The 13,663-nt window shown below is 66.5% G+C and carries 12 protein-coding genes; 2 read left to right on the forward strand and 10 right to left on the reverse strand.

Translation table 11 applies throughout. The annotated features are described in order from the left end of the window. Window positions 1–6 precede the first annotated feature (6 nt). The 5 genes from ACWMMN_RS09860 to ACWMMN_RS09880 all read right to left on the reverse strand — a co-directional run bounded on the left by ACWMMN_RS09860 (window position 7) and on the right by ACWMMN_RS09880 (window position 3,026). A complete protein-coding gene (locus ACWMMN_RS09860) occupies window positions 7–447 on the reverse strand; it encodes a GNAT family N-acetyltransferase (RefSeq protein WP_059233948.1) in 441 nt (146 codons plus the stop codon). Window positions 448–491: 44 nt separating this feature from the next. Next, window positions 492–1,451 (reverse strand): alpha/beta hydrolase, encoded by a 960-nt coding sequence (locus tag ACWMMN_RS09865; protein WP_174993050.1) that lies wholly within the window; start codon window positions 1,449–1,451, stop codon window positions 492–494. A gap of 156 nt (window positions 1,452–1,607) precedes the next feature. Continuing rightward, on the reverse strand, window positions 1,608–2,087 hold the full coding sequence (locus ACWMMN_RS09870) for a PaaI family thioesterase (RefSeq protein WP_006483907.1): 480 nt from the start codon (window positions 2,085–2,087) through the stop codon (window positions 1,608–1,610). Further along, on the reverse strand, window positions 2,084–2,398 hold the full coding sequence (locus ACWMMN_RS09875; protein WP_027787175.1) for a Dabb family protein: 315 nt from the start codon (window positions 2,396–2,398) through the stop codon (window positions 2,084–2,086). The genes ACWMMN_RS09870 and ACWMMN_RS09875 overlap by 4 nt, the downstream gene beginning before the upstream one ends. Before the next feature lie 232 nt (window positions 2,399–2,630). After that, entirely contained in the window at window positions 2,631–3,026 is a 396-nt protein-coding gene (locus tag ACWMMN_RS09880) for a RidA family protein (protein WP_340624194.1), read from the reverse strand. Between the two features lie 460 nt (window positions 3,027–3,486). On the opposite strand from ACWMMN_RS09880, the gene ACWMMN_RS09885 reads away from it, so the two are divergent. Beyond that, window positions 3,487–3,732, forward strand: coding sequence for a hypothetical protein (locus ACWMMN_RS09885; RefSeq protein WP_486422621.1), 246 nt, complete (start codon window positions 3,487–3,489; stop codon window positions 3,730–3,732). A 128-nt stretch (window positions 3,733–3,860) separates the two neighbouring features. After that, window positions 3,861–6,002, forward strand: a complete 2,142-nt coding sequence (locus tag ACWMMN_RS09890; protein WP_174992996.1) for a hypothetical protein — start codon at window positions 3,861–3,863, stop codon at window positions 6,000–6,002. 73 nt (window positions 6,003–6,075) lie between these two features. Here ACWMMN_RS09890 and ACWMMN_RS09895 read toward each other — a convergent pair whose 3' ends face one another. The 5 genes from ACWMMN_RS09895 to ACWMMN_RS09915 all read right to left on the reverse strand — a co-directional run bounded on the left by ACWMMN_RS09895 (window position 6,076) and on the right by ACWMMN_RS09915 (window position 13,573). Then, on the reverse strand, window positions 6,076–7,476 hold the full coding sequence (locus ACWMMN_RS09895; protein WP_059233944.1) for a GGDEF domain-containing protein: 1,401 nt from the start codon (window positions 7,474–7,476) through the stop codon (window positions 6,076–6,078). Between the two features lie 261 nt (window positions 7,477–7,737). Continuing rightward, window positions 7,738–8,916, reverse strand: coding sequence for an acetyl-CoA C-acyltransferase (locus ACWMMN_RS09900; protein ID WP_486422622.1), 1,179 nt, complete (start codon window positions 8,914–8,916; stop codon window positions 7,738–7,740). A gap of 62 nt (window positions 8,917–8,978) precedes the next feature. Then, a complete protein-coding gene (gene pncA / locus ACWMMN_RS09905; protein WP_486422623.1) occupies window positions 8,979–9,611 on the reverse strand; it encodes a bifunctional nicotinamidase/pyrazinamidase in 633 nt (210 codons plus the stop codon). A gap of 44 nt (window positions 9,612–9,655) precedes the next feature. Continuing rightward, complete coding sequence (locus ACWMMN_RS09910; RefSeq protein WP_059233941.1) at window positions 9,656–11,740, reverse strand: 3-hydroxyacyl-CoA dehydrogenase NAD-binding domain-containing protein; 2,085 nt, start codon at window positions 11,738–11,740, stop codon at window positions 9,656–9,658. Window positions 11,741–11,929: 189 nt separating this feature from the next. Beyond that, entirely contained in the window at window positions 11,930–13,573 is a 1,644-nt protein-coding gene (locus tag ACWMMN_RS09915) for a 3-(methylthio)propionyl-CoA ligase (protein WP_059233940.1), read from the reverse strand. Window positions 13,574–13,663: the final 90 nt, after the last annotated feature.

Consider the following 13,663-nt stretch of genomic DNA (forward strand, 5'->3'; position numbering starts at 1 on the left):
CGCGCGCTAAGGCGCGCGCGTCATCTCCACGTGCGGCACGCCGGCTTCGACGAACGGTGCGCCGACCGTCGCGAAGCCGTGCCGCAGATAGAACGACACCGCCGAATCCTGCGCGTAGAGCCGCACGGCGGCTTCGCCGCGACGCCGCGCGGCCTCCAGCAGCGCATTCAGCACGGCTGACCCGACGCCCTGCCCGCGCACATCGGCCAGCACCGCGACGCGGCCGATCGTGCCGGACGGCAGCAGCCTCCCCGTCGCGACCGCGCGGCGCCTTCCGTCCGCCGCGTCGATCCGGTACGCGACCACGTGCAGCGACAGCGGATCGTCATCGTCGAGCTCCCATTCCGGCGGAATCTGCTGCTCGCGCACGAACACCGCGTCGCGGATCCGCGCGGCATCGCCGCCCAGTACCGTCCAGTCGCCCGTTTCCACCACACCGTCCGTCATCGCAGCCTCCATGCGGCGCGCACGCCTTCAGGCGCCCGCGCCCGTCATACGTCGTCGAATGCGGCCTTCAGCGCCGCGACCGCATCGGCATGGGCGGCCCGCACCTCGGGGATGTAGCCGCCCATCTTGAAGAATTCGTGGATCATGCCGGGATAGCGGACCAGCGTGACCGCGTTGCCGGCCGCGCGCAACTTGTCCGCGTACGCCGCGCCCTCGTCGCTCAGCGGATCGTATTCGGCCGTCGCGATCCACGCCGGCGCCACGCCCGCAAACGACGGCGCGCCGCGCGTGCCGTCGAGCGGCGCGAAACGCCAGTCGTCGCGGTCCGCCCGATCGCGCACGTATTGCGTGAAGAACCACTGGATCGTGTCCTGCGTCAGCAGGTAGCCGTTCGCGAGCCGCGCATGCGATTCGGTGTCCTGGTAGCCCGTCACGCCCGGATAGATCAGTAATTGCAGCGCCAGGCGAATGCCCGCGTCGCGCGCGAGCACCGCGCAGACGGTGGCGAGCGTGCCGCCCGCGCTATCGCCGCCGACCGCCAGCCGCGCGGCGTCGATACCGAACGTGGCGGCTTCGCGATGCAGCCACTGCAATGCGTCGTCGGCATCGTTCACCGCGGTCGGGAACCTGTGCTCGGGCGCGAGCCGGTAGCCGGCCGACAGCACTGCGCATTGCGCATCGTGCGCAAACATCCGGCACAGCGCATCGTGCGTGTCGACGCTGCCGACCGTGAAACCGCCGCCGTGGTAGTAGACGAGCGCGGGCAGCGGCTCCGCAAGACTCGGCTCGACCGGCAGGTACAGCCGCGCACCGATCGTGCGGCCGTCGCGCGTCGGTACCACGCATTCCTCCACCGAATGCATCGGCGCCGGTGCGACATCGAGAATCGGCGCGCTCTTCTCGTACGCGGCGCGCGCCTGCTGCGGCGTCTGGTGGTGATAGGACGGACGTTTCGCGCGCTCGATCATGTCGAGCACCTGGGCGATCTTCGGATTCAGCGGCATCGGTGTGGACGGCGCCGGTGCGGCGCCGTGAACGGACAAGCTTGACATGATGCCACGCGCGCACCGGGCGGGCATGGCGCGCGAAGTGCCGGAATCCCGTGCTGCAAAACAAACGGCCCTGCCTCATTCCAGAGACAGGGCCGTGCGTGTGGACGCTTACGCGTCGCTCGGACCGGGCTGGGCGTCCGGCGCCGTGCGCGAGCGTTGCCGCTTGATGTCGCGGCCCACCGCGAGCCGCCGCATGTACTTGAACGTACCGAGCGCCTTCGCGACGAAATTGCCGTCGCTGTCGCGCACTTCGCCTTCGCAGTAGGCCATCGTCGTCGAGCGGTGCATCACGCGCCCATAGGCGCGCAACTCGCCGCGGCCCGGCTGCATGAAGTTCACCTTCATCTCGACCGTGACGACGCCGACGCCGTCGTCGGTCAGGCTGCGCGCCGCCATCGCGAGCGCGATGTCCGCGAGCGTCATCGTCACGCCGCCGTGCGCGATGCTCCACGTGTTCATGTGACGCTCCTCGAGCGGCAGCACGATCTCGCTCGCCCCGTCCTTCGCGGACACGAGCTGCACGCCGAGCAGGTCGACGAACGGGCTTTCGATCGACGGGCCTTCCGTCGGAGTTGCCGCGTCGCTCATCGTGCGCTGTCGACGATGTAGTCGACGCACTCGCGCGATTCGGCCACCGCGACGACGAATTTCTTCACTTCCTGGTGAACCGGGTGCACCTGGTATGCGTCGAGCGCAGCCTTGTCCGCGAAATCGGAGACGAGCACGATGTCGGCGGTCGCGTCGAGGCCGGGCGTCGCCACGCCGACGTCGATCTGCAGCGTACCCGGCACGAGGTCGCGGCAACCTTCGAGCTTTTCCTTCAGCTTCAGCGCGTTCTGTGCGCGCGTCGCGCCTTCGGCCGATTCCTTCAGTTTCCACATGACGATATGTCTGATCACTTCGTTCGCTCCTGTTCGTGTTGGTTCGGGAGTTCGCCTGTCACTCTTGGCAATCGGGTACGTCGCCCCCGATCACCATTCACTCGAAATCGTGTCCAGCCCCAAGATCCGACAAGCGAAGGCAGGCGACAAGCCTACCAAACTTGCCGACGCCTAATGGATTGTATTTTGAGGCCCTTGTCGGAGATGACCCACCGTTAGCACCAAGCAGCTTGACCGGTGAAGCGAACGATCAATCAATGACCGCGATCGCATCAACCTCGATCAGGTAGCCGGGGGACAGCGTCGCGACACCGAGCACCACGTCCGCCGGCTTGTGATCGCCGAACAGCGCTTTCCGTGCGCTTTCGATAATCGGCAGGCATGCGTCGCGGTCGTAATTGACGACGTAGATGGTAATCCTCGCGACCTGCTCGGGTCGCGCCCCGGCACCCGCGAGTGCCCGGCCGAGATTGCCGAATACCTGGCGCGCCTGGGCGTCAAGATCACCCTGTCCAACCAGCTTGCCGTGGATGTCCTCGGGCTCCTGGCCCGAGATGAATACCATCTTGCTCCCCGTCGCAACGACGACTTGCGTGTAGGTTTGCGGAACGGGCAGATCCTTGGGATTGATGCATTCGAGCGCCATTGAGCGGGCCTCCTGCCATGGTCGAATTCCACCCCGCCAACACGTGCTGGCCAGGTCTACAGGAATCGCGCTGCGACAGGCCTTTTCGATCGATTCCTTCGACAAATGCTAGCAGACGTCGAGGCATTTCCTGGCCTCGTCGCCAGGTACAGGCTGGATCGTGGCACTGGAGACGCCCCTGGGGCCGCCGGCAAGCACGACCTACGGGCCGGCGGCTCCAATGACACGAACGCGGTCTTCGATTGCTTGGCAGGAATGCGGATTGCTCGGTTTCGCGCGCGCCGTATCAGCGCATCCCGGCCTTTCACGACAACGGCCGATATAAACACGACGATTCATTTCCTTTCCGACGTCAATCGCCGGGATGAAACGCTATTGCCGATCGTTTCATTACCGGATATCCAGACTGCACTCCTCAAATCACTTCAATCGCACATTTTACCGATTCAACGAGTAATAATTGCGACTGGATTCTCAATCCAATATTGAAAAATCACACGACATTATTGACTTTAACTTTCCCCAAAATTTAGAATCCCCTACGACGGCTTACGTTTCATTTTCTTCCACCGCACCCGATCCGCCACTCACTGCCGCGAAGGCGCTTTGCATCGCCTTTCCCTTGCTGCACAAAGACGCCCTCGTCGCTTCAGTTTTCCGCACTTATCAGTCATGCGTTTATTTGCAGCCTGATTTGCTTTTTTAACAAGCGCCACGCTTCGATTAATTCCAGCCATTCACCCAAATAGCTGCGACACGAGACCAAACGGACCACAGATCCGCGCATTCGAACATCCAGATAAAAAATCGCCATTCATCAGGAGGGACATCAACATGCATCGCCTTGCGAAGTCGCTGTGTCTCGGGCTCGTCTGCGCCAGCCTGCTCGCAGCCTGCAACGACGACGACGTCCAGTCGAACAGCCCGCCGTCGAACCAGGCCGCGCTGTCGTTCCGCATGGACACCGGTGGCCAGATCAACGCGTTCTACCGGCAGGACAAGGTCGCCGCGCACCTTCTGGTGCGTTCGTCGACGAAGCCGCGCCTGCTCGTGGTCTTCCCCGCCGGTAACAGCGGCACCGGGCTGTGGTTCGACGACACCGCGCAACCGGTGAACTGGAGCCTCGACACGTCACCGTCCGCGCTGTCGGCGCCCGACGCGCGCGGCCGCCCGCTGTACGGCATCGGCGCCGACGTGTCGGTCGATACGAATACGCTGACGATCCGCCAGGGTGTGCTCAGCAACGTGCGCTTCCTGCGCGACTTCAACGGCGGCGCAACGATTCCGCAGCAGATTCTCACCACGCCGACCGTCCAGGGCAGCGCCGCGCAATGGCAACGCGACCGGATCGACGGCGCGCCCGGCTATTCGCTGCGCATCACGCTGCGCGACGGCGGCAGCATCGCGCCGGCAGCCGGCGGCAAGCTCGTGCTGAACGCGCCGGCGGGCTCGCACACGCTGAAGCTGCACATCGATGCGCTGTCGGGCGAGACGCCGTTGTCGCCGATCGCGCACGCGGACCTGTTCGCCCCGTCCGTGAACCCCGACCCGGTGAGCCAGAACGTCCTCGAATTCCTGAGTTTCAACGACAAGCTGCTGGCCGGCTCGTGGCAGTACGACACGTACTTCGGCCGCGACACGCTGATCTCGGTCCGCATGCTGATGCCGGTACTCGGACCGGCGGCGATCGAGGCCGGCCTGTCGTCGGTGCTGAGCCGCCTGTCGGTCGACGGCAGGGTCGCGCACGAGGAAGGCATCGGCGAATTCGCGCTGGTCGACAACCAGAAGAACGGACGGCCGAACGATCCGGCGCCGACCTACGACTACAAGATGATCGACAGCGACTACCTGCTCGCGCCGATCGCAGCCGCATGGCTGATCGACGATACGCGCGGCCAGGCGCGTGCGGCCGCGTACCTCGCGCAACGCGGCAGCGACGGCCAGACCAACGGCAATCGCCTCGTCGTGAACCTGCTGCACGTCGCGACGACCGCACAGGCGTTCGCGCAACAACCGACGGTCGCGAACCTGATCCACCTGCGGCCCGGCGAGATCGTCGGCAACTGGCGCGACAGCACCGACGGCCTCGGCGGCGGCGTCTACCCTTACGACGTGAATGCGGTGCTCGTGCCGGCTGCGCTGCGCGCGGCGAACGCATTCCTCGCGCACGGCCTGCTCGATCCGTATCTGGATGCCGGGCAACGCGCGACGCTCGCCAACACGGCGACCGAAGCCGCCACGTGGGAAACGCAGGCGCCGCCGCTGTTCCAGGTCAGCGTGCCGGCTGCGCAGGCGGCCACCGACGTGTCGACCTATGCGCCATCCGCCGGCGTGCCGGCCGGTGCCGCGCCAGGCGCACCGTTGGCGTTCTACGCGCTGTCGCTCGATCAGCAGGGCAACCCGATTCCGGTGATGAACTCCGACGGCGGTTTCGCGCTGCTGTTCGGCACGCCGCCGGACGACCAGCTCCAGCGGATCGTCACCGACGTCACGCGGCCGTTCCCGACCGGGCTGGTGACCGATGCCGGGATGCTGATCGCGAACCCGGCGTATGCGAATCAGTCGCTGTGGCCGAAATTCACGAGTTCCGCGTATCACGGCACGGTGATCTGGTCGTGGCAGCAGGCGATGTGGGTGGCCGGGCTCGATCGCCAGCTCGCACGGCAGGACCTGTCTGCCGCGACCCGCACGCTGCTCACGCAGGCGCGGCAGACGATCTGGCAGGTGATCTCGAACGGACGCGACATGCGGACGTCGGAAATGTGGACGTGGTCCTACGTGAACGGCAGGTACCAGACCGATGCATTCGGCACGCGCAGCGCGGACGCGACCGAAGCCAACGCGGCCCAGCTCTGGAGTACGACGTATCTCGCGATCCGCGATCCGCAGCAGCGCGCGGGCAAGTACTGGTGGCAGGCGTCGCAGCAGATGCCGGACGGGCAGCCGAAACATGCGACGGCGGTGGCGTCACGCTAGCGCATCGCCTGCCGGCCGGCATGCAAACAGCCCCGGGGGCGTTGCCGCCTCCGGGGCTTCGGCTGAGACCGGACTACCGCGACACCACGCGGTTGCGCCCCTCCCGCTTCGCCGCGTACAACCGCTCGTCGACCACCCTCAGCAACGCATCGACCGTGCTGCCGTCGACGCCGTATTGCGCGACGCCGACGCTGACCGTCACCTGCACGCGCTTGAAGTCCAGCCCGAACGGCGAACTCGCGATCGACGAACGCACGCGCTCGGCCGTCATCCGCGCGCCTTCGAGCGGCATGTCCGGCAGCAACGCCATGAACTCCTCGCCGCCGACCCGCGCGAGCCCGCCCGCCGGCCGGATCGCCTCGAGGCACTGGCGCACGACGCCGCGCAGCACCTCGTCGCCGATCTGGTGCCCGTAGGCATCGTTGATGTTCTTGAAATTGTCGAGATCGAGTGCGAGCAGGCAGAACGGCGTGCCGTCGCGTTCGGCCCGCACTATCTCGCGCTCGACCTGCGCGATGAACTGCCGGCGGTTCGACGCGCCCGTCATCGGATCGGTCGCGGCCATGTACTCGAGCTTCTGGTTCGTGCGTCGCAGTTCCTGCAACGCGCTCTCGGTACGCGACATCGATTCCGCCAGCCGGCTCATCAGGTCTTCCTGGCTGTAGATCGCCGAGAACGAACGCGTCGTCTGCAGCGCCTGCACGACGCCGTAGCTGAGCAGGAAGAAGCCGCCCGCGAAAATCGCGTGCGCCAGCCACCACATGTGATTCCACGGCTTGCCGAGAATGAACGCGAGCGACGACAGCGCGAACGCCATGATCGACACGCCGTAGATCACCATCAGCGGCGAACGGATCCGCCGCGCGAGCAGCAGGCACACGTTCAGCAGCGAGAACACGAGCGCGCCGCCTTCCATCGACAGCCGCGTCCCCAGCGCGCCGGCGATCGGCGAATACGCAATGTAGGCAACGACGACGTTGACGATCACGAAGAACACGATCCACGGCAGCCACGTCCGCACGCTCGTGCGCTTCTCGATCCGGTCGGGCGGACGCGAATACGACAGCAGGCCCGTCAGCAACAGGATCGACATCACGAGCCGCGACGCGGGCCCGTACAGCAGGAACAGCCAGATATTGTGGTGCGCCATCCCGGTGAACGCACCGTGCAGCGCATAGATCATCGCGAAGCCGAGAAAGCCGAGCGTCAGCCAGCGCAGCAGCGGCTCGCCGGACGACCGGTAGCACACCCACGTCACGTAGGTGACGAACGCGCCTTCGAGGGTCGCGGCCGCGATCGCAATTTCATGGAATGCGTGGCTCTCGAACACGACGTGCGGGTCGCTGAAGAACCACAGATAGGCAATCAGATACGCAGGCAGCAACGCGAATCCGACCAGCAGGCATTTCGCGTAGAGCCTCGCGGCCGCGCTGACGACGCGCGGCGGTTCCCCGGCTGCATAAGTCGTACTCATTCGGTCCCCGGTCGGTCTGCTGCGTTGGTTCGAACCTTCGCGGCACGGATCGCGCGATGCGCGCTCCGGCCCATCGTGCCGAAAGGCAAATGTCAGAGCAAGTATAGGTGGGGCAATTCGTTTGACAAGTAAGGGGAAACGGCATTGCCGGGCACATGCCTTTTGCTTCCCGACCGTTTCGAATTGCGATTCAGTCGTGCCGATTCACGTCGCGGCCGCGGGCGTCGCCGAAGCGCGCCCGTGGCCGCCACCGGTCAATGATCAGAGGATTTCGAACAAGCCGGCCGCACCCTGCCCGCCGCCGATGCACATCGTGACGACCACGTACTTCACGCCGCGCCGCTTGCCTTCGATCAACGCATGGCCCGTCAGGCGCGCGCCCGACACGCCGTACGGATGGCCGACCGCGATCGCGCCGCCGTTCACGTTCAGCCGGTCCTCAGGAATCCCGAGCGTGTCGCGGCAGTACAGCACCTGCACCGCGAACGCCTCGTTCAGCTCCCACAGGCCGATGTCGTCGACCTTCAGCCCCGCCTGCTTCAGCAGCTTCGGCACCGCGAACACGGGGCCGATGCCCATCTCGTCGGGCTCGCAGCCGGCCACCGCGAAGCCGCGGAACACGCCCAGCGGCTGCAGCCCTTCGCGCTGCGCGGCCTCGGCGCTCATCACGACGCATGCCGACGCGCCGTCCGAAAACTGGCTCGCGTTACCGGCGGTGATCACGCCGCCCGGCACGGCCGAACGGATCTTCGACACGCCTTCGAGCGTCGTGTCGGGGCGAATGCCTTCGTCGGCCGATACCGTCACTTCCTTCGTGAACAGGCGGCCCGTCGCCTTGTCGGCAATGCCCGCAAGCACGGTGATCGGCACGATTTCGTCGCGGAAACGCCCGGCTTCCTGTGCGGCCGCGGCGCGCAGTTGCGACTGCACGCCGTATTCGTCCTGCCGCTCCTTCGAGATGCCGTAGCGCTTCGCGACGTTCTCGGCCGTCTGCAACATGTTCCAGTAGATCTCCGGCTTGTGCTGGACGAGCCAGCCCTCCTGGACCATGTGCCGGTTCATCTCGTTCTGCACGCACGAGATCGATTCGACGCCGCCCGCGACATAGACCTCGCCTTCGCCCGCGATGATCCGCTGCGCGGCCAGTGCGATGGTCTGCAGCCCCGACGAACAGAAACGGTTCACCGTCATCCCCGGCACGGTCACGGGCAGCCCCGCACGCAGCGCGATCTGCCGTGCGATGTTCGCGCCGGTCGCGCCTTCGGGGTTCGCGCAGCCCATGATCACGTCCTCGACGCGTGCGGGGTCGAGCTTCGCGCGATCGAGCGCGGCCGCGACCACGTGGCCGCCGAGCGTCGCGCCGTGCGTCATGTTGAATGCGCCACGCCAGGATTTCGCCAGCGGCGTGCGTGCGGTCGATACGATTACGGCTTCGGTCATGCGAGTCTCCTTCGGTCCTGCTTCAAATATGTAAACAGACCCTGAATCGGATGGGAAATGCGCTACGCCGCCGGGCGCGCGCTCGCGGACGTCACATGTGCGACGCCCGCTGCCTGCATCTGCTGCCATGCGTGCGCGAGCGACCCGTTCAGGTCGATCGCACGGCATGCATCGTTGATCACCGCGGCGTCGAAACCGGCCGCGCGCGCATCGAGCGCCGACCACGCAACGCAATAGTCGGTCGCGAGCCCGCAGCACCACACGCGCTTCGCGCCGAGTTCGCGCAGGTAGCCCGCGAGCCCGGTGCGCGTCGTGCGGTCGGCTTCGACGAACGCGGAATAGCTGTCGACCTGCGCGTCGCCGCCCTTGCGGATCACAAGCCGCGCGTGCGGGATGTCGAGGTCGCGATGCAGCGCTGCACCTTCAGTGTCCTGCACGCAATGCACGGGCCACAGCACCTGCTCGCCGTACGGCAGCGCGAGCGTGGAAAACGGCTCGCGGCCCGGATGGTTCGCAGCGAACGACACGTGCTCGCGCGGGTGCCAGTCCTGCGTGAGCACGACCTGGTCGAAGCGCTGTGCGAGCGCGTTGATCACGGGAACGACCGCATCGCCGTCCGGCACCGCGAGCGCGCCGCCCGGCATGAAGTCGTATTGCACGTCGATCACGAGCAGGACGTCGTCGGTGCGTTTCATTGCGTGTCTCCAGACAGGATCGGTCGCGCCGCCATGCAGCGTCGTCAGCCGTTGAACCCGCGGCCGGCTTTCGCCAGTTCCGCGATCGACGGCGCGAGCTGCCATGCGTCGCCGTTCGGCGCGGCCGCGTAGCGGCGAATCGCGCGCTCGACGTTGTATAGGCCGACCACGTCCGCGTACAGCATCGGGCCGCCGCGCCACAGCGGGAAGCCATAGCCGGTCAGGTAGACCATGTCGATGTCGGACGCCTTCGACGCGATCTTCTCTTCGAGGATCTTCGCGCCTTCGTTGACGAGCGCGAGCACCAGCCGCTCGACGATCTCGTCGTCGCCGATCTTGCGTCGCTCGACGCCGCGCTCCTTCGAATACGCGACCACCATCTCGTCGACCAGCGACGACGGCTTCGCCTTGCGATCGCCCGGCACGTAGTCGTACCAGCCGGCGCCCGTCTTCTGGCCGAAACGGCCCTGTTCGCACAGGCGGTCGGCAATCTTCGAGTACTGCAGATCGGGCTTCTCGACATAGCGGCGCTTGCGGATCGCCCAGCCGATGTCGTTGCCGGCGAGGTCGCTCATCCGGAACGGCCCCATCGCGAACCCGAACTTCTCGATCGCGCGATCGACCTGCGCGGGCAATGCGCCTTCCTCGAGCATGAACAGCGCCTGGCGGATGTACTGCTCGATCATCCGGTTGCCGATGAAGCCGTCGCACACGCCGGACACGACCGCCGTCTTGCGGATCTTCTTCGCGACGGCCATCACGGTCGCGAGCACGTCCTTCGCGGTCTGCGCGCCGCGCACGACCTCGAGCAGCTTCATCACGTTCGCCGGGCTGAAGAAGTGCATGCCGACGACGTCCTGCGGGCGCTTCGTGAACGCCGCGATCCTGTCGACGTCAAGCGTCGACGTGTTCGACGCGAGGATCGCGCCCGCCTTTGCGACTTCGTCGAGCTTCTTGAACACCTGCTCCTTCACGCCGAGTTCCTCGAACACGGCTTCGACGATCAGGTCGGCATCCTTGAGGTCGTCGTAGGACAGCGTCGGCGCGATCAGCGCCATGCGCGCGTCGAGCTTCTCCTGCGTGAGCTTGCCCTTCTTCACCTGCGCGTCGTAGTTCTTGCGGATCGTCGCGATGCCGCGCTCGAGCGCGTCCTGCTTCGTCTCGAGCAGCGTGACGGGCAGACCCGCGTTGATGAAGTTCATCGCGATTCCGCCGCCCATCGTGCCCGCACCGATCACGCCGACGCGACGGATCTCGCGCAGCGGCGTGTCGGACGGCACGTCGGGAATCTTGCTCGCCGCACGCTCGCCGAAGAACGCGTGGCGCAGCGCACGGCTTTCCGGCGTCATCATCAGCGCGACGAAACCCTCGCGCTCCGCGATGCTGCCCTTGTCGAAGCCGTTCAGCACGCCGGCCTCGATCGCGTCGATACACTTGTGCGGCGCGGGGAAATTCGGTGCGGCGGCCTGCGCGGAATTGCGCGCGAACTGGATGAAGCCTGCGGCGTTGTCGTGGACGATCTTGCGATCGCGCACGCGCGGATGCGGCCCCTTCTGCGCGCCGGCCTTCTGGGCGAACGCGACAGCCGCGTCGAGCAGGTCGCCGTCGGCCATTGCATCGAACAGCCCGCTTTTCGCAAGGTGTTCAGACAGCACCGGCGCGCCCGACACGATCATGTTCAGTGCGGTTTCGAGCCCCACCGCGCGCGGCAGGCGCTGCGTGCCGCCCGCGCCCGGCAGCAGGCCGAGCTTCACTTCGGGCAGCGCGACCTGCGCGCCGGGCGCCGCGACGCGGTAGTGCGCGCCGAGCGCAAGCTCGAGGCCACCACCCATCACGACACTGTGCAGCGCGGCGACGACGGGCTTCGCGCTTGCCTCCACCGCGCGGATCACGGTGTGCAGCGTCGGCTCCTGCAGCGCCTTCGGCGTATTGAATTCGGTGATATCCGCACCGCCCGAGAACGCGCGGCCCGCGCCGGTCAGCACGATGGCCGCGACCGACGGATCCTGCGCGGCGCGATCGAGCGCGTCCATGACGCCCTGGCGGGTCGACAGGCCAAGCCCGTTGACGGGCGGATTGTTGAGCGTAATGACGGCCACGCCGTCGCGAGTCGAGTAATCCACTGCCATCTGCCTGCCTCCATGCATCGCGCGCCGGGGTGGCTGCGCTTCATTGTGCGCGGTCGAACAGCCGCATGTCCGGATGAACTGAGGCAGCATACAACGAAAAAGCACGGTCGTTCAATTTGAATTTTGTTGCCGATCCGGGGACGGATCGGGCGACCGGTTCGCGGGCCGTCGCCGGCCCGGGTGCCACGCTTACGGCTCGCACACCGCCGTCGGCAACACGTAGTCGCGGAACGTCTCGCGCAGCTTCAGCTTCTGCAGCTTGCCGGTCGCGGTGTGCGGCAGCGATTCGACGAACACGACGTCGTCGGGGATCCACCATTTCGCGACCTTGCCTTCATAGAACGCGAGCAGCGTGTCGCGGTTCAGGTTCGCGCCTTCGCGCGGCACCACGACGAGCAGCGGGCGCTCGGTCCATTTCGGGTGAGCACAGGCGATGCACGCGGCTTCGGCCACACCCGGGTGGGCAATCGCGACGTTCTCGATGTCGATCGAGCTGATCCATTCGCCGCCCGACTTGATCACGTCCTTGCTGCGGTCGGTGATCTGCAGGAAGCCGTCGGGATCGATCGTCGCAACGTCGCCGGTCGGGAACCAGCCGCCCGACAGCGGCGATTCATTGCCGCGAAAGTAGTGGTCGATCACCCACGGCCCGCGCACCTGCAGTTCGCCGAACGCGACGCCGTCCCACGGCAGTTCCTGGCCGTCCTCGCCGACGATGCGCATGTCGACGCCGCAGATCACGCGCCCCTGTTTCTCGAGCAGCCGGCGCTGCGCGTCGAGCGGCCGCTGCGACTGCGCCCAGTTGAGCTTCGCGAGCGTGCCGAGCGGCGACAGCTCGGTCATTCCCCATGCATGGATCACGCGCACGCCGTATTCGTCCTCGAACGTGCGCAGCATCGCGGGCGGGCACGCCGAGCCGCCGATCACCGTGCGATTCAGCGTCGAGAAGCGCACGCCGGCTTCGCGCATGTAGTTGAGCAGCCCGAGCCACACGGTCGGCACGCCCGCGGAGAACGTCACGCGTTCGGCCTCCATCAGCTCGTACAGCGATTTGCCGTCGAGATCCTTGCCGGGCAGCACGAGCTTGCCGCCGGTCAACGGCACCGCATACGGCAGCCCCCACGCGTTGACGTGGAACATCGGCACGACGGGCAGCACGGCGTCCATCGCGGACAGGTTCATCGCGTCGGGCAGCGCGGCGCCGTACGCGTGCAGCACCGTCGAGCGGTGCGAATACAGCACGCCCTTCGGGTTGCCGGTCGTGCCGGACGTGTAGCAGAGCCCCGACGCCTGCTGCTCGTCGAGGCGCGGCCAGTCGTAGCGGCCGTCCTCGGCCTCGACAAGCGTTTCATAGCAGAGATAGGGCGTCGCGCCCGACGGCAGGTGCGCGGCATCGGTCATCGCGACCCAGCCCTTCACGTGCGGGCACTGCGGTGCGATGGCGTCGACGAGCGGCGCGAAATTGATGTCGAAGAAGACGTAGCGGTCTTCCGCGTGATTGACGATGTACGCGATCTGCTCGGGGAACAGGCGCGGGTTGATCGTGTGGCAGACAGCGCCCATCCCGCCGATCCCGTAGTACGCCTCCAGATGACGGTAGCCGTTCCACGCCAGCGTGCCGACGCGGTCGCCGGTTTCGACGCCGAGCCGCGCAAGCGCCTGCGCCAGCTGCTTCGCGCGGCGTTCGCAATCGCGGTACGTATAGCGATGCAGGTCGCCTTCCACGCGCTTCGACACGATTTCCGTGTCGCCGGCGTGCCGCGCGGCATGCGAAATCAGCGAGGACACCAGCAACGGCATGTCCATCATCTGGCCCAGCAACGGCTTACCCATCGTCTTGTTCTCCGTGAGGATGCGAATCGGTGACCAGCCTCTGCGGCGCGCCCGTCAGCGGCCCCGGACGGGCGTGGCGCACGGCGCGCG

It is taken from the genome of Burkholderia cepacia complex sp. TUM26381, assembly GCF_057439935.1.